This is a genomic window from Mesorhizobium sp. AD1-1, from assembly GCF_020164655.1.
GTDB lineage: Bacteria > Pseudomonadota > Alphaproteobacteria > Rhizobiales > Rhizobiaceae > Mesorhizobium > Mesorhizobium ciceri.
Genome location: NZ_JAIUGP010000003.1, coordinates 495,351 through 514,679 on the forward strand (window position 1 = coordinate 495,351; position 19,329 = coordinate 514,679).

The following is a 19,329-nucleotide window of genomic DNA, read 5'->3' on the forward strand; positions in this document are numbered from 1 at the left end:
GAAGAACTGGAAAAAACCGACCATGTGTCAGGTTGCCGCTGGCTTCGAAATTTCACGGTATCTGCCTGCTGAAATTACTCCCAAGAAGTAGGCCGCAGAGGTGCGCGTCCCTGGCGACAGGGGCGCGCATCCCCTCGCCGCATGGGATTTCCGTGAAAGATTTTGACGCACGCAAAGCGCGCGGACTGTCGTTTGTGACTGCAAATTGCCTGCAGGTCAGAGAAGCCGGCGCGCGGGCATTTTCATGCATTTGAGGATAATCGGATCGGCGGCGGGCGGCGGCTTTCCGCAATGGAACTGCAACTACCGTCTCAGTCGTGCGGCTCGCAACGGCATGGCAAGCGTGCATCCACGAACCCAGTCAAGTGTCGCCGCCTCGGCGGACGGGTTGGGCTGGGTTCTTTTCAATGCCTCGCCCGACATTCGCCAGCAAATCGCTGCAACACCTGAATTACAGCCTGCGGGCGATGCGCCGCTGCGCTCGACACCTATTCGCGCTGTGGTGCTGACCAATGCCGACGTCGATCATATCGCCGGACTGCTCAGCCTGCGCGAGCGGCAGCCTTTCGCCATCTATGCAACGGCGCAGGTTCTGGCGACGCTGGAGGCGAATTCGATTTTCAACGTTCTCGATCCAGCGCTTGTGCCGCGGCGCATCCTGCCGCCGGCGAAAGAGTTGGCCATCTGCGACGCAGAAGGCCGCGATACCGGCGTAATGATCGAGCCCTTTGCCGTGCCCGGGAAGATAGCACTCTATCTGGAGGATAGAGACCATCCAGATGCCAATTTCAGCTCCGACGCAGGTGACACGATCGGAGTCCGAATTGCCGGCATCGGCAGCCGCGGCTCCGTCTTCTATATCCCAGGCTGCGCGCGCATCGATGCGCGGCTACGCGCGCGTCTCACCGATGCCGCCTGTCTTTTGTTCGACGGCACGGTCTACACCGACGACGAGATGATCGTCGCCGGCGTCGGTCAGAAAACCGGCTCGCGCATGGGGCATCTGGCGATCTCGGGAGAATTGGGTTCGATTGCGGGCTTGGCCGATGTGAAGGTCGGCCGTCGCGTCTTCGTCCACATCAACAACACCAACCCCATCCTAGACGAGAATTCCGCCGAGCACGCGGCGGTCAAGGCGGCAGGCTGGGAAATCGCAAACGACGGTATGGAGATGGAATTTTGAGCGACTTCCGCGATGCAGCCAAAGGCGGACTCTCCACGAGCGCTCTCGAAGCCGTATTGAGGCAGGTTGGCGCCGAGCGCTATCACAATCGTCATCCCTTTCACCACAGGATGACCAGCGGCGCGTTGTCGAAGGCCGAGATGAAGGCTTGGGCGCTGAACCGCTATTGCTATCAGGCGGTCATCCCACGCAAGGATGCCATGATACTCGTACATGCCGAGGATCCAGCGTTTCGTGCCGCGTGGCGCAAGCGGATCGAGGATCATGACGGCGAGGACGGCTGGAGCGGCGGCATCGCGCGCTGGCTGTATCTGGCAACTTCACTCGGCCTGGACGCCGAGGCCGTGAAGAGCGAAAGGCTGGCACTGCCGGCGACACGCTTCGCGGTGGGCGCTTACCTTTCCTTTTGCACAAACCGGACGCTGTTCGAGGCGGTCGCGTCCTCGCTGACCGAGATGTTTTCGCCACTCATCATCGGCGAGCGGGTGCCGGCAATGCTGGCCAAATACGACTACATCACCGAGGATACGCTTGCCTATTTCAAGCAACGGCCCGAACAGGCCTCGCGTGACGCCGACTTCGCCCTTGCCTACGTGCTCAGCCACGCCGATACGGCGGAGCGCCAGCAGCAGGCAATCGATGCACTGGTGTTCAAATGCGATATACTCTGGGCCATGCTTGACGCGCTTCAACACGCCTATGGCGAGCGGGGAAACATACCGCCCGGCGCCTTCCAGCCCGAGGCAGCCCTATGACGGCGCTGCGCGAAAGAGCTGTGGTGTCGTTGCGATCGGTACCTTCGCTGCCGAAGCACGTGCGCATACAATACGATCCCTTGCGGCAGGCATTCGCCGTGCTTTCACCGGAAAAGATATTCTGGCCGAACGATGTCAGTCTCGACATATTGCGACGCTGCGATGGACGGTCCACGGTCGGCGACATCATTGCCGGCCTTGCCGCCGATTATGAGGCCGAACAGGAGGCCGTGGCGACCGACGTCATCGCCTTCCTGCAGGAATGGTCGGACAAGCTGCTGGTGAGGCTATGAGCACGCCCCTCCTCCCTCCAATCGGCATGCTGGCGGAACTGACGCATCGCTGCCCGCTGCAATGCCCTTATTGCTCCAATCCGCTCGAACTGCTCAAGGCCAATCGCGAACTCGACACAGAGACCTGGCTCGCCCTGTTCTCGGAGGCCGCCGATCTCGGAGTGCTCCAGGTGCATCTGTCCGGTGGCGAGCCGACACTGCGCCGCGACCTCGAGCAATTGATCGCCGGGCTTGCGGGGCGCGGCGTCTACACCAATCTGATTACCGCGGGCGTTGGCATCGTCGAGGGCCGTGTCGAGGCATTTGCCGAAGCCGGTCTAGACCATCTGCAACTGAGCTTTCAGGGCGCGCGGCCGGCGACCACGGATCGCATCGGCAACCACAAGGGTGCCCACGAAAAGAAGCTGGAGACGGCACGCCGCGCGCGCGCGGCCGGTCTGCCTCTAACCATCAACGCGCCGATCCATCGCCATAACATCGAGGAGGTGCCGGAATTCATCGATCTCGCCCTTTCGTTGGGCGCGGAGAGGCTCGAGATCGCCAATGTGCAATATGCCGGCTGGGCGTTAACCAATCGCGATCAACTGATGCCGGAGCGTGAAGCGGTCGATAGGCAGGCGGAGATCGTCGCGGAGGCACAGGAGCGGTTGGCCGGCATCATCAACATCGATTTTGTGACGCCGGACTATTTCGCGATCTATCCCAAGCCGTGCATGGGCGGCTGGGCGCGGGACGCCTTCATGGTGACGCCTGACGGCACCGTACTGCCCTGCCATGCCGCACAGACGATCCCGTCGCTCAGCTTCGAGCGTTTCGAACCACGCAGGCTGTCCTCGATCTGGGCCGATTCCCCGGCGTTCAATGCCTTTCGCGGTACGGACTGGATGCAGGAGCCATGCCGCGGCTGTGAGCGGCGCGAGATCGACTGGGGCGGCTGCCGCTGCCAGGCGATGGCGATCGCCGGCGATGCCGCTGCAACGGACCCGGCTTGCGCGAAATCGCCGATCCATGCTCGCATGGCAATGCTGATCGACGAAGCCAAGCGCATTGCCACAGTTCCTTCGAGAGAAGAAGCATTCGTCTACCGGCGGATCGGTGCGGTGACCGAATCCGCCTGACCTGGCGAGAAAGCGCTTCTCACCCCCTCGGCAAGACGCGTAGCGTCTGCTCGTCAAACAATGGCTCGTCCTGGCCGATGCGCACAAAAAGCAGGCTGTACCCCTCACCCGCGGGCACCTCGAAATACTGCATGCCGTCAGGCATTTCACCCCAGTCGCCGCAGGGCGGTTCGGGAATCTCGTCGGAGCTGGCAAGTGCTTTCAGCTCTTTCGCATAGGCGGCGTCGGGGCTGAATGTGTAGCGTTTGACGCCGGCGGGTACCGTGCCCTCGGTGTAAGGCGCCAGCACACAGCGGGCGCTGACGGCCTTGTCGGTCTTTTCCAGGAACAGGCGCTGCAACGCAGCCTCGGCGGTTTCGCCAGGCTTGATGTCAAAGACCTCGACAAGAGGGTCAGCCGCGCCGCCGTCGCTGTATTTGATGGCGAGCGCTTTGCCGGCGAATTCGAAATGGATCTGGCGGAAGCCGAAATCGCAGCGCTGCGTCCAGGCGGCCAGCCCGACAGTTTTGTCAGACAATTTTTCCCAGGCGCATTTGTCGATGGGCGGGCGCGACGGCGCCGGCTCGTCCGCCATGGCTGGTATCGTCGCGGATGCAAGCAGGGCACTGGCCCAGATGGTCGATCGCACGCTATTCATCGCTGCATCCTGTTAAAATGAAGGCGTCCCAGGCCGAACCGCCTGGATTGGCATTGGCGAAATCGGCTCCTTCGGTGAAAGCCACGCCGAAACCGGGCAAGAGCAGCCCTCTCGGCGCCGGTGTCGCTTCGCGCGAATTCAACTGCTCGGCGCCGCCGCCGGTCAAGGCATAGACCTGGCCCTCCCATAGCCTGCACAATCCGCTACCGTCCTGCAGGCCGCCTTCCCGGTCGTCGTCGGTGCAGGCGTGGCGAATGGTGCCGAGCGGGAAGGAATTCTTGCCGTTGGTCCAGGTGATGTCGGCGGGCAGGCTCGTGCCGGCTTTGGGCACGGCCAGCGAAAACACTTCGGCCGTCAGCGCCGCCGGCTCGTTGGCGAGCGGCCGGAATTGCACGACGGCACCCGAGCGCGGCTCCTGATAGGTGGCGTGACTCAGGAGGCATTCTTTTGCCAAGGCCGCCTGCATCGGGCCGAGCAGGCCCAGGAGGAAAAAGGCCAGTATGCGGGTGATCATCCAATGTCTCTGGGAAAGCGTTGAGTCGGCCCGCACAGTCGCATCATCCGCGCAAAAGCATAGCAAAATCCGGAACGGCGGCGTTTGTCCGCTCCTGGACAAAACTTGTCCACGCAAAATCCCACCAGCCTGTATGGTCGAGCGCACTGATCGAAGGAGTGGTGATGCGGCGTTTGGTGATGACGACGGCAATATCCGCATTCGCCGGTGGCTCCGCGCTGGCGGCGCCGCCTTATGTTGGGACATGGTCTAGCGACAGGCTGAACTGCCACGCGGCTCCCGACATCCAACGCGAGACTGTGTTCACAGTGGACCAGGCGTCGCTGTCGTTCCCCGATCTCGGCTGCGAGCAGGCGACATTTCGCAAAAGCTCGACCGGTTGGGTGGTGCATGCCAGCCAATGCTACGGTTCCGACCCGTCGATCGAGGAGCCGTTCGCGCGTGTCATCCATATCGTCAGGCATGGGGCCACGCTGCGGTTCACCTGGCCTGGCTTCGACAGCGGACCGCTCGTCCGCTGTTGAAGGCGTCCGGCGCCTCAGACCAGGCCGACCAGAAAGGCGGCGCCACCGAGAAAGCCTGCCGAGCAGATCCATAACAGCCAGAGCCCCCGTACCCGGCATTCCAGCACCGCCGAGCCGGGGTTGGCGGGGTCATAGTGGACGTCGACCTTGCTGCCTTCGACATACTGCCGTGCCTGGCCGCCGACGAGGCCGGGCAACGAAGCCGTCACGGTTCCGCCGAAGGTCACACGATCGGCGCTGTAGCGCTGGCCGGCGACGTCATAGGAGTAGACGATGCGGGATTTGAAGACGGTGCGCCAGCGACCATGGCCAGAATGGTTTCGGAGCGCCTGCAGGCCCGAGTTATCGATGCGGCCGGCAGTGACCGGCCATTTTGCCGCCTGCTCGGCCAGCGATCTCTGGACGAAGCCCATGCGCAAGGCAAACAGGCCCATGAACAGCAGCAGCGCTCCCGCGCCGAGGTTTTGCGGCTTGGGCAAATGCGGCCTGATCGCCTCCAGGACGCCGCCGACGGAAAACACCAGCACAAGCGCGCCGACCACCAGCCCGGCCGAGAGCTGGATCATGAACTTGAAGGCGCCTTCGGGCATGGTGCGCTCGATCACGGCTTTGCTCGGATCGGCCGGATTGTAGAAGACAGTCACCTCCGCGCCGCGGGGAAACTGGGCAAGGGTTTCGGTGACTTCGAAATTCCCCAAATTCTCCTTCACGCTGTAGCGCGAGCTTTGAAATTTCTTGCCGCCGACCTTGTATTCGAAGGTGATCGCCGGAAAATTGCGCATTTCGGTCGTATCAGTGCTGTCCGAACCAACGCCCGAGCTTCTGACCTCGCGTGCCTCGACGCGCGACGAGATGATCTTTCCCGGCGTCGGCAGCCAGCGGCTGAGTGCCTTCACCTCTCGCCATTTCATGAAGGTGATGAACGACAGCGCGCCCGCGACCACGCAGGCAAAGCCGACAAGCATGATCTTGAGTTCCAACTCGTCTCCCCCCAGGAGTGCAGGAACCCGCACATAGACAGCATGGCGGCGGCAATGTCTTGTATTTTCGCAAATCTGAAAAGGCTGAGCAGCGCAAACGGCAACAGCCCACGCCGCGTTATGCAGGCTTCACGGCCAGGAACGTGTTCCATTCTTCGCTATTGCGGCCGACGTTGAAATCGTCCCTGATAAGGACCAGCCCGGCGCCTTCGAGATGGGCGGCGAAGTCGTCCCTGCGCCAGTAGACCATGTGATATTCGCCTGATCTCTCGCCGTCGCCATTGCGCATCGAGACGAGGAAGGCGCCGCCCGGGCGCAGCGACCCGGCTATCTTGGCAAGCACCTGGTCGGTCTGGTCGCGAGGCACGTGGATCAGGACGCATAGGGCAAGGACCGCGTCGTAGGGGCCGCCGAGATCATCGGTGATGAGATCGAGCAACTCGCCATGCTTACCACGCGCGGCCTGCAGCTCGAGAAACCGCTTGGTGGCGTCGGTGCGCCGAACCTTGACGCCCAAATTTTCCAGAAAATCCGCATCGTATCCGGCTCCGGACCCGACTTCCAAAATCCGGCCACCTGTGCCGGCGATTGCCACCAGGCGCTTGAGCGATGCCTGCTCCCTCTCGTTGGGAACATGGCGCACGATGGCATCATATTGTTCCGCATAATCCTCGTAAGCGCTGATCGTTTGACGGCTCTGTGCCAGAGCCTCCGATGACACACCCATCTTTTCCTCCCATGCGTCCTTGTTGGTCAAAGAGCCAGGCACTTTCCTCAGCGAATGCTGCCGGCGGAAGCGTGTCCATCGAGCAGTCCGATATCGCGCTTGAAATGGTCCGACAGCGCACGCTGGTCAAGCAGGCCGCGTGAGCGGGTCCTGAAGGGAGCGGCGAAGAGGTCGAGGATCGGCGGACACCCGAGAAAGCGAACGACGCCAAGCCTGATAGCTTGTCTCAGTTGGCGTCGGCTACCGTCTGCCGGCCGCCGGCCCAGGCGCGCCATTGCCGTTCGTCGCCATGGAAGACATTGAGGTCTATGCGGCCAGTGACGCCGTGCGACAGGCCGGAGCCGGAATACTGCCAGAACAGCCATTTGCGACCGGGATAGACCTTTGACGGATGCTGGGCGACCGCACGCAGCCAAAACGGATAGTCGAGGAATTCGCCCCTGAGATTGTCGCGGTAGAAATCGGGCGCGGTGTAGATGATGGGCCGCTGGCCGTAATAGCGCTCCAGCTTGTCCATGAACACCTGCATCTTTTCCAGCACCTTTTCGCGCGACGGCCGCCGCTTGCAGCTGGACTCGCCGTTCCACTCGACGTCGATCACCGGCGGCAGCGCGCCTTCGACCCTGGGCACGTTGCGGATGAACCAGTCCGCCTGCTCGCCCGCCGTGCGGCACCAGTAGAAGAAATGGTAGGCGCCGCGCTTCAAGCCGGCGGCGTCGGCGTTGCGCCAGTTTTTCATGAACATCGGATCGAGGTGGTCGCCACCGTCGGTCGCCTTGATGTAGGCGAAGTTGGCGCCCTGCGCCCGCAGCTTGTCCCAGTTGACGTTGCCTTGCCAACGCGAGACGTCGACGCCGTGCACTGCAAGGCGGCGAGGCGAACCCTTGCCGAAATTGATCGGCTTGGCGTCGCGAAAACCGTAACGGGTGAGCGGCCCGGCAAGCATGGCCGGTGCCGCGCGGGTCAATAGCTTGGGCGGCGACACCAAGGCTGCCGGCTCGACCGGCAGCCCGCCGATATCAGGCACTTGGGGATCAGGCGCATCAGGTGCGGCAAACACCCCCGTCTCTTCCTCCTCCGCCAAGCCGAACGGGCGCGTTTTTTCCCCCGGACCGTTGTCAGACATGGGAGCCAATCCGGCCCTTGCCGCCCTGTTGCCCCTTGCCGCCGGAGCAGCGGCGATCGGTGCCGGCGGCCGGATCACGGAACTGGTGGTCTCGTTGGAGGGTTTCTGCAAATCCAGCGCATCGACGCCGGCCGTTGACGAGCAGCCGGCAAGGCATAGCGATGCTATCAAAAAACTGACGACGCCCGGAATCCGCATCTGGACCTGTACTCAAAACACAACAGACCGAGGGCGAAACGACAGCCGACGGACAAACCGGATCAGTTATGAATGAGAAATTACCAATAAAGTTTGAATCAAGTTTTTTTCGCCATACCGCATGCGGGTAAGCGCGGTGGAAACTGGCTCAGGATTTCCTGAAGACGCCGATCATCGGCCCGAGATTCCAGTAGTCGTCTTTGCGGCCGATGGCAGGCGCAAACAGGCTGGATATCGTGCCGTCGAGGAACAGCGCGTTATCGCAACCGAGCGCGTCGCGGAAAAGCCGGGCGAAGGCATGGAAGGTCACCGTGCCATTCGAAATCGCAAAGACCGCGACGCCATCCTTTCGCACCCCGACACCGTCGCGGGTTTTCCGCGAAGTGCCGTCGGCCTGGAATTTCGGATGCAGCTTGCCGTCGATCACCAGCATCGGCCCCGATTGCGTCGCATAGTCGACGGTCGGGCGCCTCTTCACGAAGTCCCTGGTGGCGCGGACCGCGGCCCTGCCGTCGCGTATGTAGAAAATGCCGTTTGGCTGCAGGGAAAAGTTGCCGCTTCCCGAACCCGTTTTCACCGACGCCATCTCCTGGCCGCGCTCGACATAGAGACCGACCGGCGCGAGGTTCGGGTGATACATGCCGGCATTGATGCCGAACAGCATCGTGCGCCCGATCGCCTGTTGCGCGGCATGCAGATTGTGCAGCGACTGAAACGGCTTGCCCGCCGCATCCTTCCAGAACAGCTCGAGCTGATATCGTTTCGGATCGACCTCGCAAACGAGATAGCTGGTCGCCTCGAAGGTGAAGTCCCGGCATGGTGGCAGCGAGACAACCCACTGGCCGAACGACGCGCCAAGCGCCGCCACCGACGGCAGCGCCCCCTTGGCCATCGCCAGCAACAGTGGCACCGATTGCAGGAGGGTCAAAAAATCCATGTGCGTACCGGAATCGAAGTTCGAGGTCCGGTACGGATATAGCCCGTTTCAAGCGATACTGTGGAACTGCCTTAGACGAGCCATCCCATGGCGACGCTCGACAACAAGACGATGCCGAGCAGGCCGCGATAGATGACGAACGGCCAAGCCGAGAAACGCTCCAGCACGCGCATCAGCCCCCATATGGCGAAGAAGGCGGAGATCGACGCGACGACCAGCCCGACAGCAAGCACCGACCAGCCATGGGCGTCGAGATGGACCTTGTGCAGTTCCCAGAGTTCCTTGAGGCCGGCGAGCGCGATGGCAGGCAGCCCGAGCAGGAACGAGAAGCGCGCCGCTTCGGCCCGTTTGAAGCCGAGCCCCAGTGCCGCTGTCAGGGTCGAGCCCGAGCGCGAGACGCCGGGGACAAGCGCGCCGATCTGGGCGATACCGACGAGCAGCGCATCGGTCAGCGACGCATCGCCCATGCTGCGCCGGTGACGGGCAAAGATCTCGGCCAGCGCCAGCAGGATCGCCATGGCGATGCAGGCCCAGCCGATCACCGTCAGGCTACGCAGCGGCGAATTGCAGGCGTTGAGCAGGCCCGACAGCGCAACGCCGGCGATGACGATGGGGATCGTCGCCAGCACGATCCAGAGCGCCAGCTTGAAATGCCGGTCGGCGAAATCGCGTCGCGCCAGAGCGTCGAGCGATCCAAACAGGATATCCCTGACGTCGCTCCAGAAATAGCTGACCACCGCGGCAAGGGCCGCAAGCTGCATGGCGGCGGAGAAGGCGGAGCCAGGATCCTGCCAGCCGAGCACGGCCGGCACGATGCGCATATGGGCAGTCGAGGAAATTGGCAGCAGTTCCGTGATGCCTTGCACCACGCCGAGGAACGCCACCTTGGCGAACCCCAGGCCGACGAAGCCCGTGTCGAGGCCTTGGGTGCAGATATCGGCCAAAATCGAATTCCGTGCATGAGAGATCGGAGTTGCGTGGACCGACCATCGGTCAATCCCGGGCAAGCCTTATCGTCATGGGCCGGATAATCAATTTACGGATTTGTAAGCTGGCACGCCGAGGTGCACGCCGTTCGAAAACCGGCCCACCTTGGGGCCGGCTTGAGGCACACAGGGAAAATCGCAAAGCGACTACGGGCAGAGCCAGAGTTTCTGGCATGTCCTGGCGATCACATGCGCCGGCGGCACTTCGGGCTCATCGGTCGAAGGCCGGCGAGCCCGTTCGAGCAGCATGCGCACCTGTTCGGGACGCACACGATCGCGCTCCATCACAAGCAGGACCATCGGATCTCTCAAAAGCTCGTCCAGGGTGCTGATGCTGTCGTTCATCCGTCGTCTCCTCGAATGCCGTACCCGCGACCCTTAAATAGGACGACAAAGATGGCTCGCCAATGACGCTTTGCCGGCTATCTCGTGTCGATTTGGATTAAATTTTGGCCATGCTTGCGCTCTTCCCTTCCCCTGGCGCTGCGCGTCGATCCACCTTCTTCCACAACAAGGGGAGAAGGGAAAAATTAGCCTGGCGGAGGGGCGCCTTCGTATTTCGGCAGGCCGTCATCAAGCACCAGCCAAGGCTGCTTCGAGGCCGTGAAAATATGCATTTGCGGCTTGAAAACCGTGGGATCGTCGAGCGAACCGGTGGTGATGCCGATAATGCCTGCGGAATCACGTCGGGAGAACAGCGTTGTGCCGCAGCTCGGGCAAAAGCCGCGCTTGAGATCCGGTGAAGAGCCTATAGTCGCCAGCGGCCCATCGATCGTCACGTCCTCGATGCGAAACAGCACGCGTGCGTTGAAGGCGGCGCCGATCGCCTTCTGGCAAAGCCGGCAGTGGCAGACGCGTTCGTTGATGGGAGCCGCATCCGCGCGGTAGCGCACCGCCTTGCACAGGCATCCGCCCTCATATCTTGCCATTGTCTGGATCCACTGGTGGGAGAGAATAGGCGCGCAACGTATCGGCGGGGCCGATTGGGTCAATTGAAAAGCTTTGATGCAATGTCATCGCTTGTGCTGATGCGAGTTGGGATGAAGCCATAACGCCGAAAGCCGTCATGGAGCCACGGAATGCCGGCTGCCCGCCAACAGCCGGCGGTTTTGGCGTTCACTCCATTTCGCCGACGACCTCGTCCCAGGTCTTGACCTTGGTCTGGCCGTTTAGGAACGGCAGCGCGGCGGCCGTCAGCTCCGGGGCGAAGAAGACATCGTAGTGGGTGCGGTTGGGCAGGATCGCCAGGCGGTTCTGCGACAGGTTCTCGCGCATCCAGCCGGCGTCCTTCAGTCCGCCGCCGAGCATCTGATAGAACTTGATCTCGTGTTCGGGCTTGTACATATCGCTGTCGCCATAGACCAGCATGACAGGCATCTTCAGCTTGGCGACGTCGGCCGAGTAATCGCGGTTCTGACGCATGAAGCCGCCCAGCGCATCGAGGAGCTTCGGGAACTCCTCCGGATGCGGCGCCACCGCGACGTAGGATTTGTACATCGGCGTGTCCTTCATGAACTCAGCCGCGGCTGCGCTCACCTGTGCCTGCTGCGGACGCATCTCGTCATAGAAGCCGTCCGTGGCGTAGCCGGTCGATACCAGGACGAGGCGGCGCACCGCTTCGGGATGCTGGACGGCCATGCGGAAGGCGACGCCGCCGCCTAGCGAATAGCCCATGACATCGACCTGGCTGTAACCGAGCGCCTCGACGATGGCGGCCATGTCGTCGCCCATCGCCTCCACGGTGAATGGTCGGTCACCCAGCGCGGTGCGGCCGTGACCCTGCAGGTCGACGCCGATGACGGTGCGGTTTTCGGCAAGTTTCGGCAGGATCGGCGCGAACATATCCGTGGTGCCAAGACCACCATGCAGCAGAAGCAGCGGCTCGCCCTTGCCATAGATCGCATAGTAGTAGTTCAGGCCGTTGATCGTCAGAAGGCCGGACTTTTCCGGCTTCGGCAGTGCATTCGTTTCAGTCGTCATGGCAGGTTTTGTCTCCTCTGCATTGGTGATGCCCGGGCAGGCAAGCAGTGCTGCGGCCGAAGCAAAAATGGCGAAAAACAGGGTTTTGAACATATCGATCTCCTCTCCTGTCGATATCAAGGCGTTATGCGGATCAAAGCGTTTTGGCGAGTTCTTCGAGCTGGTCGGCGCACTGTCCCCAGCCCTCGTGGAACCCCATCTTCTCATGCTGTTCGCGGTCGGCGACGCTCCAGTGCCTGACCCGAGCGATGTAGCGGGTCTTGCCGTTGCCCTCGTCCTCGAAGGTCAGCGCGACGGTCATGAACGGCTTTTCCGAAGGCTGCCAAGCCTCAGTGTAGGCGTCGGTGAGGACGATCTTCCTGCCGGCAACGACTTCGAGGAAGACACCTGGGTTGGGGAACTCGTTGCCGTCCGGGCTGGCCATGACGACAAGGCTCGAGCCACCGGCGCGCACATCCATCTCCGCGCGCGGCGTCGTCCACGGTTTTGGAGAGAACCAGCGCGTGATCAGTTTCGGATCGGTCCAGCAGCGATAGACGCTCTCGCGCGGCGCATCGATGATGCGGGCGAGAACCAGTTCGCGGTCGTTGGTGGGGGCGATGTCGAGCTTGGTGGTCATGATGGCGTCCTGCGTTTGATCTGGCTTCCGTCCCAAGGACGAGCCGATGAACCGCAAGCCGACATCGGCCAGCGAAAATTTTGCGACACCGTTTCGATTGACCCGAGGCGTCACTCACCTTCGTCATCCACGGGCGGAGCAGGAACGCAGCTCCGTCGCGGAGACCCGAGGATGACAAAGTGATCGATGGGCCAAAGCCTCAGTGGCGCTTGGCTTGCACCAGATAGGCCTCGATCTCGGTCTCGCCGAGCCACTTTGCCGCTTCCAGCCGGTGCAGGCCTTCGACGAGGATGTGGCGCTTGCCGTCATGGCGGACCTGGATCGGCGTCTTCATGCCGTTTTCCAGAATGTCCTCGGCGAGATGGCGGACGGTCTCGGGATGCAGCGTCTTCTTGCGCGCCGTCGGCACGTAGATCTCGTCGACCTTGACCTTTTGCACTCTGAGCATGCCGACCCCCGTGGCGGAAACGCCGCCACCCCTGAGATAGTCCGTTTGATGGAGGTGGCCAAGGGTGCGGCTAACGAATACGAAGTCCGAAGGCCATTCTCGGTTCGAAGATGCCAGGGACAGCAGATCGTTTGCCTGTCGTCGCGCGTTTCGATATTGCGTCTGCGCGATCGTCGAAGGCCACGGAGCAAATCCCCATGAGCAAATCTCTCGTCACCTTTGTCGGCGTCGCTCATCCCTGGATGTGCGACGTAATGGGGCACGTGAATGTGCGTCACTACGCGGCGATGTTCGATGATGCCAGCTTCCAGCTTCTCGGCCATATCGCCGGACAGGACGACAACCAGGCGTCGCAGATCGGATGGGCCGACGTGCGCACCGAAATCGACTATCGGCATGAAACGAAAGCCGGTGCGCTCATCACCATCCGCTCGCATGTCGTGAAGATCGGCCGCACCTCCATCACCTTCGAACAGGTGATGTTGGGCTCGCTCGACGGCATTGTCCGCGCATCAAGCCGGACGACAAGCGTGCGCTTCGACCTTGCCGCGCGCGCCTCGGTCGCTCTGGACGAGCCGATGCGCGACCGCTCTTCGGTCTTCCTGATCGAATAAGCCTGTCTCCGCCCGTCAGCCTATGTAGATGCGGTCCTCGAGGGGCGTGTCGGCAATCAGCGTCTGCAGCCCTGACAGCAGCGCCTTCTCGGCGCGGTTCATCACCTTGTCCGGATTGACCAGCAGGAAGATGTCGATGGCCGGCGGCGCGTCATAGGGCGGCAGCCGCCACAGCATTCCATCCGCCACGTCCCGCCGCGCGACGTGCAGCGGCAGCGGCCCAATGCCCAACCCGGCGACGATCATGCGCCGCACCTCTTCCAGGCTCGAGGACACGCCGACGACATCGGCGTTGAGCCGGGCCTCGCTGCGCAACAGCGCGACCGGCCGCAACGCATCCGAGATATGGTCGGTCTGGAACGATACCGAGGGCTCGCCCCGGAGATCGGTCAGCGTCAGCCCGGTTTGCCCGTAAAGCCTGTGCTGCGGCCCACAGAAGAAGCCGAAGAACTCGCGGTAGACCATCGCATATTCCAGCGCCGGATCGCGCTGGCTGACCAGGCAGATGCCGAAGGAAGCACGCCGCTCCCTCACCTGCTTGGCGACTTCGGTGCTTGCTGCGACTGAAATGGTGATGCTGGCGTGCGGGTAGTTGCTGTGGAACTCGGACAGCGCCTGATCAAAGAGCGGCGAGACGACATGGCTTGCCGTCGCGATCATCACATGGCCGGTAACATCGTCGCTGATCCCGCGCATCAGCAGCGGCAACTGCGATATGGTGCCGAACACCTCGACGCTCTGCTCGTAGAGAAGCCGCCCGACCTCGGTCAGTTCGAAGCGCGTCGCGTCGCGCTCGACCAGACGCCGGCCCACCCGGTCCTCCAGCCGCCGCAGAGCATTGCTGACGCTGGGTTGCTTGAGGTTCAGTCGCTCCGCAGCTCGCGTGATGCCCTTCACCTCCGCGATGACGACGAATGTCCGCAGAAGGTTCCAGTCGAGATCCCAGACCAGCCGTTCGGGGCGTGGAAGTACCATTCCTGACATCTATGCTCTCTATTCGCATTATCTATTTGCGCAATGATACCGCAAAGGCAATCATTGATGACAGGAAAGCGTCTGCACGCCTCCCAAGAACAAACCTTGCGCGCCATCCAGAGGAGAGGAAATCAGATGAACAGAGTATTTTCCGGCATCGCCGTTGCGGCCCTGCTGCTTGCGTCGACCTTCAGTGCCGTTTCGGCCAGGGCCGACGACCTCGAAAAGATCAAGGCGGCGGGCGAGCTGAAGATTTCCATGAGCGGTCAGTATCCGCCCTTCAACTTCGTCAACGACCAGAATGAAGTCGTCGGTTTCGACGCCGATATCGGCAAGGCCATCGCCGAGCGCATCGGTGTCAAGGGCACCATCATCACCACGGCCTGGGACGGCATCATTGCCGGCCTGCTCGCCAACAAATACGACACCGTCGTTGGCTCGATGACGATCACGCCTGAGCGTGAAAAGGTGGTCGATTTCGTCGGGCCTTACTACCACGCCGGCCGCGCCGTTTTCGTCAGCGAGCAGTCGAAAGTGCAGAGCCTCGACGACCTCAAGGGCAAGACCATTGGCGTGACGCTGGGCGAAACGCATGAGAAATGGGCGCGCGAAAAGGGCGGCTGGGATATCCGTACCTACAAGGGCCTGCCGGAACTGCTGCTGGAGCTGAGGGCCGGCCGCGTCGACGCGATAGTCGTCGACAACATTCCGGTCATGGTTGCCGTCAAGGAGACGGGCGAGAAGGTCCGCAAGCTCAACACGCCCGATATCGAAGGCGGCGCTGTTGCCATCGGCATCGCCATCCGCAAGGACAATCCGGAGCTCAAGGCTGCGATGCAGAAGGCGCTGGACGACATGCTGGCGGACGGCAGCTACGAAAAGATCTCGATGAAGTGGGTCGGCAGCGACATCCGCTGATCTCTCCTGGCTTCAGGCGACCAAAGCCGCCTGAAGCCGAGCGTTACTCCTGCTGGACCCTTTCATGGATTTCTCCTTGATGCAGCGCGTCTTCCCGTTCTTCGTGGAGGCCGCCTTGGTGACGATCGAGATCACGGTGTTGGCCCTGATCCTGGGCCTCGCGGCTGCTTCATTGGCCGCGGCCGCCAAGATGTCGAAATCGGCAATCCTGCGGACCATCGGCACGGTCTATGTCAGCCTGTTTCGCGGCACGCCGTGCCTGATCCAGCTCTTCGTGCTCTATTTCGGCGGCCCGCAGATCGGCATCAATCTGGAGCCGTTCGCCGCCGGCGTTATCGGCCTCGGTCTCAACATCGGCGCCTATATGGCGGAATCGATCCGTGGAGCGCTGGTCGCGGTCGACAGGGGCCAGACGGAGGCCGCCCGCACAATAGGCTTCAGCCGTTTCCAGACCTTGCGCAAGGTCGTGCTGCCGCAGGCCGCACGGCTGATGATCCGGCCGCTCGGGGTCAATACGGTTGCTTTGTTGAAGGGATCAGCACTTGTGTCGACCATTTCAGTCGTCGAACTGACCTACACCGCCCAGCGCTTCATCGGCTCCACCTACAAGCCGTTCGAGATATTCGGCGTTGCAGCCCTGCTCTACATGATCATGGTCTACGCGGTTGCGCGGGTCGTCGACCTGCTCGACAAACGCTTCGCCATCGTCTGACCGGAGAGCACGATGCAAGGTTTGGATTTCACCGTCGTCGCGCCCTACTGGGACCTTCTGTTGATTGGTGCCTGGTGGACGGCGGTGCTAACGGTCTCGGCGGGCGCACTCAGCTTCGTCGGCGGCATCCTGTTCGCGGTCATCGTGCTCTACGCTCCGAAGATCGTCGCCTATCCCGTGCGCGCCCTCATGTGGGTGTTCCTGGGTACGCCGCTGCTGTTGCAGCTGTTCCTGATCTATTTTGGCCTGGTGCAGATCGGCATCGACATTCCTGCCCTTGCCGCCGGCATTGTTGGGCTCGGCCTGCACTTTGCCGTCTACAATGCCGACATCATCCGCGCCGGCATCGTGGCCGTCGATGTCGGCCAGACGGAGGGTGCGCGCAGCATCGGCTTCGGCAAGTGGCAGACGCTGCGCCATGTCGTGATACCGCAAGCCATCCGCAACACGGCACCACCGATCGGCGGCAATCTGATCGCGCTGTTGAAGGAATCCTCGATCGTCTCGGTCATCGGCATCGCCGAGTTGGTCCATTCGGCCCAGCTGGCGATCAGCGAAACGTTCCGCCCGTTCGAGTTCTACATCACCGCAGCGGCGCTTTATTACATTCTCAATCTTGTGCTCGAGGCGGCTTTGCGTCGGTTTGAAAGACATGTGGAGGTTTCCCGATGAGCACGCAGCGGCCAATGGTCGAGGTTCGCGGCGCGCGCAAATCGTTTGGCGCCGTCGAGGTTCTCAAAGGCATAGGCCTGTCGGTCGATCGCGGGCAGATCGTCGCCATCATCGGCCCGAGTGGCTCCGGCAAGAGCACGCTGCTGCGCTCCATCAACCATTTGGAATCCCTGGACTCCGGTGAAGTCTGGCTCGACGGCGTGCAGGTCAACCAGAAGCTGCACGGCCATGCCTTCGAGCGGCACATCAACAAGGTGCGCCAGCAGATGGGCATGGTGTTTCAGCACTTCAATCTGTTCCCGCATCTGACCGTGATCGAGAACATTTCCATGGGACCGATCATCCTCAAAGGCATGACCAAAAGTGACGCGCATGCGCTGGCGCATAGCCTCTTGTCCAAGGTCGGACTCGCCGACAAGATCGACGCCTACCCCTCGCGGCTCTCGGGCGGCCAGAAGCAGCGTGTGGCCATTGCCCGTGCGCTGGCGATGCAGCCCAAGGTGATGCTGTTCGACGAAGCCACCTCGGCGCTCGATCCGGAACTGGTCGACGAGGTCAACGCGGTGATGAAACAGCTTGCCGCCGAACACATGACCATGCTCATCGTAACGCATGAGATGCGCTTTGCCGGCGAAGTGGCCGACAGGGTGCTGTTCATGGATGACGGCGTGATCGTCGAGGAAGGCCCGCCCGGCGACATGTTCCGCGCGCCGCAGAAGGACCGCACGCGCAGCTTCCTCAAGAAATATCTTTCCGCCTGAGTATGGCCATGACCAGCCCAAACACGGAATTCCCCGATTTCGGACTGACGCCGGAGCAGCGCCGCCACGCGGTGCGCGGCCATTACTACGAATGGCCTGGCATGGATGGCGAGCGCGGCGAGATCTGGTGCTACAGCGACCGGTTTTCCTATCGCGCCGGCGAAACGGTGGCGTTGCATGTCAGTTCGACACCTGCGACGTTCGGCATCACAATCACCCGAGATGGCGGCAGCGAAAACAAAGTATTCGAGAAATCGGGCATCGCGGCACGCTGGCAGGACACACCCGACCAGTGTTCGGCTGAAGGCTGCGGTTGGGACCTATCCTTCGAATTTCGCGTCGGAGCGGGCTGGCCGTCCGGCGCCTATCGGGTCACGCTGACCGCCGATGGGCTCGACGGCAAGCCGATCCAATGCCACCATATTTTCATCGTCTGCCCGCAGCCGGGCCGCAAACCTGGCCGCGTGCTCCAGGTGGCGGCGACAGGCACATGGCTGGCCTACAACACATGGGGCGGCTCCAACCATTATCAGGGCATCACCGGGCCGGATCGCAACCAGTATTCGCCCATCGTCTCGACGCAGCGCCCCTGGTGCCGTGGCTTCGTCGTGCTGCCCAAGGATGCGCCGCGTGTGCCGCTGGAGGTCGCTGTGCCGCCGAAGACCGTGCCGCGCTATCCGCACATGGAGTGGGCGCTCGCCACCGGCCATTCGAAGAAATACGCTTCGTCCGGCTGGGCCAGCTACGACAGCCATTTTTTCCGCTTCGCCGAACAGGCCGGCTATGGCGTCGATCTCGCCAGCCAGCATGATCTGCATTTTTCGCCGGAAATTCTCGACGGCTACGACTGCGCCGTGTTCGTCGGCCATGACGAATACTGGACCTGGGAAATGCGCGATGCCGTCGACGCCTATGTGACCCGCGGCGGCCATGCGGCGCGCTTTGCCGGCAATTTCATGTGGCAGACGCGGTTCGAAGACGAGGGCCGCCGGCAGGTCTGCTACAAATATCGCTCGCGTGCCGAAGATCCGGCCTATCTCCCAGACGGCGACGTCACCCGTGCCACCAATTCCTGGGAGGCGCCGGAAATTGGCCGGCCGGGTTCGGCGACCTTCGGGCTCAACGCGACGCGCGGTGTCTATGCCGGCTGGGGCGGCTGTGCACCGCGCGGCGTGCGTGGTTTCCCGGTCTACCGGCCCGAGCATTGGGCCTTCGCCGGCACCGGCATCTACTATGGCGACCTGCTGGGCGCCGACAGCCATGTCTATGGCTATGAGGTCGACGGGCTCGACTTCGAGATACGCGGCGGCCTGCCCTACCCGACTGCGACCAGCGGCGCGCCAGATGGCCTGCAGGTTCTCGCCGTCGGCATGGCCTCCCAGGTCGAGGAAAGCGCCGATATCCCGATCGAGGACCAGTTCCTCACCGACGAAGACGGCCGCTTCACCGCCGAAACGCTATTTGGCGAGGCGAGCGACGCCAATCTGGAAAAGGTCAAACGCGGCAACGGCATGATCGTCAATTTCCCGCGCGGCAAGGGCGAGGTGTTTCATGCCGGAAGCTGCGAATGGGTCGCCGGCCTGCTAAGACAGGACCCGATGGTCGAACGCGTCACGAAAAATGTCCTCGATCGTTACCTCGGAAAGCCCTGA

The 19,329-nt window shown here is 62.2% G+C and carries 24 protein-coding genes; 11 read left to right on the forward strand and 13 right to left on the reverse strand.

What is annotated here, in order from left to right; genetic code table 11:
• The first annotated feature begins 244 nt into the window (after window positions 1–244).
• From pqqB to pqqE, 4 genes are read left to right on the forward strand one after another with little or no spacing between them, the layout of a single operon-like run.
• Window positions 245–1,183: a pyrroloquinoline quinone biosynthesis protein PqqB gene (pqqB, locus tag LB519_RS09110; protein WP_063167844.1), complete on the forward strand. Its 939-nt coding sequence runs from the start codon at window positions 245–247 to the stop codon at window positions 1,181–1,183.
• The gene (pqqC, locus tag LB519_RS09115; protein ID WP_063167843.1) at window positions 1,180–1,938 is read left to right on the forward strand and encodes a pyrroloquinoline-quinone synthase PqqC; all 759 of its coding nucleotides are present in this window, start codon (window positions 1,180–1,182) and stop codon (window positions 1,936–1,938) included. The genes pqqB and pqqC overlap by 4 nt, the downstream gene beginning before the upstream one ends.
• The gene (gene pqqD / locus LB519_RS09120; RefSeq protein ID WP_024504366.1) at window positions 1,935–2,231 is read left to right on the forward strand and encodes a pyrroloquinoline quinone biosynthesis peptide chaperone PqqD; all 297 of its coding nucleotides are present in this window, start codon (window positions 1,935–1,937) and stop codon (window positions 2,229–2,231) included. Before pqqC ends, pqqD begins: the two co-directional genes overlap by 4 nt.
• Window positions 2,228–3,349, forward strand: coding sequence for a pyrroloquinoline quinone biosynthesis protein PqqE (gene pqqE, locus LB519_RS09125; RefSeq protein ID WP_063167842.1), 1,122 nt, complete (start codon window positions 2,228–2,230; stop codon window positions 3,347–3,349). Before pqqD ends, pqqE begins: the two co-directional genes overlap by 4 nt.
• A 19-nt stretch (window positions 3,350–3,368) precedes the next feature.
• On the opposite strand, the gene LB519_RS09130 is transcribed toward pqqE, so the two are convergent.
• Both LB519_RS09130 and LB519_RS09135 read right to left on the reverse strand, forming a co-directional pair.
• Window positions 3,369–3,986 (reverse strand): hypothetical protein, encoded by a 618-nt coding sequence (locus tag LB519_RS09130; protein ID WP_063167841.1) that lies wholly within the window; start codon window positions 3,984–3,986, stop codon window positions 3,369–3,371.
• Window positions 3,979–4,500, reverse strand: a complete 522-nt coding sequence (locus tag LB519_RS09135; protein WP_013532080.1) for a hypothetical protein — start codon at window positions 4,498–4,500, stop codon at window positions 3,979–3,981. The genes LB519_RS09130 and LB519_RS09135 overlap by 8 nt, the downstream gene beginning before the upstream one ends.
• 164 nt (window positions 4,501–4,664) lie before the next feature.
• Here LB519_RS09135 and LB519_RS09140 point away from each other — a divergent pair, with 164 nt between their 5' ends.
• Window positions 4,665–5,024, forward strand: a complete 360-nt coding sequence (locus LB519_RS09140) for a hypothetical protein (protein WP_013532081.1) — start codon at window positions 4,665–4,667, stop codon at window positions 5,022–5,024.
• Window positions 5,025–5,038: 14 nt separating this feature from the next.
• Here LB519_RS09140 and LB519_RS09145 read toward each other — a convergent pair whose 3' ends face one another.
• The 10 genes from LB519_RS09145 to LB519_RS09195 form a co-directional block, all read right to left on the reverse strand.
• Window positions 5,039–6,004 (reverse strand): DUF3592 domain-containing protein, encoded by a 966-nt coding sequence (locus LB519_RS09145; protein WP_224619575.1) that lies wholly within the window; start codon window positions 6,002–6,004, stop codon window positions 5,039–5,041.
• Between the two features lie 118 nt (window positions 6,005–6,122).
• Window positions 6,123–6,731: a class I SAM-dependent DNA methyltransferase gene (locus LB519_RS09150; protein ID WP_063170216.1), complete on the reverse strand. Its 609-nt coding sequence runs from the start codon at window positions 6,729–6,731 to the stop codon at window positions 6,123–6,125.
• A gap of 226 nt (window positions 6,732–6,957) precedes the next feature.
• Window positions 6,958–8,055: a GH25 family lysozyme gene (locus LB519_RS09155; protein ID WP_063167840.1), complete on the reverse strand. Its 1,098-nt coding sequence runs from the start codon at window positions 8,053–8,055 to the stop codon at window positions 6,958–6,960.
• Window positions 8,056–8,203: 148 nt separating this feature from the next.
• The gene (locus LB519_RS09165; protein WP_013532085.1) at window positions 8,204–8,992 is read right to left on the reverse strand and encodes a phosphodiester glycosidase family protein; all 789 of its coding nucleotides are present in this window, start codon (window positions 8,990–8,992) and stop codon (window positions 8,204–8,206) included.
• A 71-nt stretch (window positions 8,993–9,063) separates the two neighbouring features.
• A complete protein-coding gene (locus tag LB519_RS09170) occupies window positions 9,064–9,936 on the reverse strand; it encodes an undecaprenyl-diphosphate phosphatase (RefSeq protein ID WP_013532086.1) in 873 nt (290 codons plus the stop codon).
• Window positions 9,937–10,125: 189 nt separating this feature from the next.
• Complete coding sequence (locus LB519_RS09175) at window positions 10,126–10,323, reverse strand: hypothetical protein (RefSeq protein WP_027162632.1); 198 nt, start codon at window positions 10,321–10,323, stop codon at window positions 10,126–10,128.
• Window positions 10,324–10,508: 185 nt separating this feature from the next.
• Entirely contained in the window at window positions 10,509–10,907 is a 399-nt protein-coding gene (locus LB519_RS09180; protein WP_013532088.1) for a GFA family protein, read from the reverse strand.
• Window positions 10,908–11,094: 187 nt separating this feature from the next.
• Window positions 11,095–12,051, reverse strand: coding sequence for an alpha/beta fold hydrolase (locus LB519_RS09185; RefSeq protein ID WP_224619577.1), 957 nt, complete (start codon window positions 12,049–12,051; stop codon window positions 11,095–11,097).
• 40 nt (window positions 12,052–12,091) lie between these two features.
• Window positions 12,092–12,577, reverse strand: coding sequence for an SRPBCC family protein (locus LB519_RS09190; protein ID WP_224619578.1), 486 nt, complete (start codon window positions 12,575–12,577; stop codon window positions 12,092–12,094).
• A gap of 199 nt (window positions 12,578–12,776) precedes the next feature.
• Window positions 12,777–13,025 (reverse strand): ParB N-terminal domain-containing protein, encoded by a 249-nt coding sequence (locus LB519_RS09195; RefSeq protein WP_013532091.1) that lies wholly within the window; start codon window positions 13,023–13,025, stop codon window positions 12,777–12,779.
• 197 nt (window positions 13,026–13,222) lie between these two features.
• Between LB519_RS09195 and LB519_RS09200 the strand changes: the two genes are divergently transcribed.
• Window positions 13,223–13,639 carry an acyl-CoA thioesterase gene (locus tag LB519_RS09200; RefSeq protein ID WP_224619580.1) on the forward strand — a complete coding sequence of 139 codons (417 nt, stop codon included), beginning with the start codon at window positions 13,223–13,225 and terminating at the stop codon, window positions 13,637–13,639.
• Window positions 13,640–13,654: 15 nt separating this feature from the next.
• Here the strand turns inward: LB519_RS09200 and LB519_RS09205 are convergent, their stop codons facing one another.
• The gene (locus LB519_RS09205) at window positions 13,655–14,614 is read right to left on the reverse strand and encodes a LysR family transcriptional regulator (protein WP_224619582.1); all 960 of its coding nucleotides are present in this window, start codon (window positions 14,612–14,614) and stop codon (window positions 13,655–13,657) included.
• 135 nt (window positions 14,615–14,749) lie between these two features.
• On the opposite strand from LB519_RS09205, the gene LB519_RS09210 reads away from it, so the two are divergent.
• From LB519_RS09210 to LB519_RS09230, 5 genes are all read left to right on the forward strand, one after another.
• Window positions 14,750–15,532: an ABC transporter substrate-binding protein gene (locus LB519_RS09210; protein WP_224619583.1), complete on the forward strand. Its 783-nt coding sequence runs from the start codon at window positions 14,750–14,752 to the stop codon at window positions 15,530–15,532.
• A 64-nt stretch (window positions 15,533–15,596) separates the two neighbouring features.
• Window positions 15,597–16,244, forward strand: coding sequence for an amino acid ABC transporter permease (locus LB519_RS09215; RefSeq protein ID WP_013532095.1), 648 nt, complete (start codon window positions 15,597–15,599; stop codon window positions 16,242–16,244).
• Window positions 16,245–16,256: 12 nt separating this feature from the next.
• Entirely contained in the window at window positions 16,257–16,916 is a 660-nt protein-coding gene (locus LB519_RS09220; protein WP_224619585.1) for an amino acid ABC transporter permease, read from the forward strand.
• On the forward strand, window positions 16,913–17,677 hold the full coding sequence (locus LB519_RS09225; protein ID WP_063167835.1) for an amino acid ABC transporter ATP-binding protein: 765 nt from the start codon (window positions 16,913–16,915) through the stop codon (window positions 17,675–17,677). Before LB519_RS09220 ends, LB519_RS09225 begins: the two co-directional genes overlap by 4 nt.
• Window positions 17,678–17,685: 8 nt before the next feature.
• Window positions 17,686–19,329 carry a N,N-dimethylformamidase beta subunit family domain-containing protein gene (locus LB519_RS09230; RefSeq protein WP_224619586.1) on the forward strand — a complete coding sequence of 548 codons (1,644 nt, stop codon included), beginning with the start codon at window positions 17,686–17,688 and terminating at the stop codon, window positions 19,327–19,329.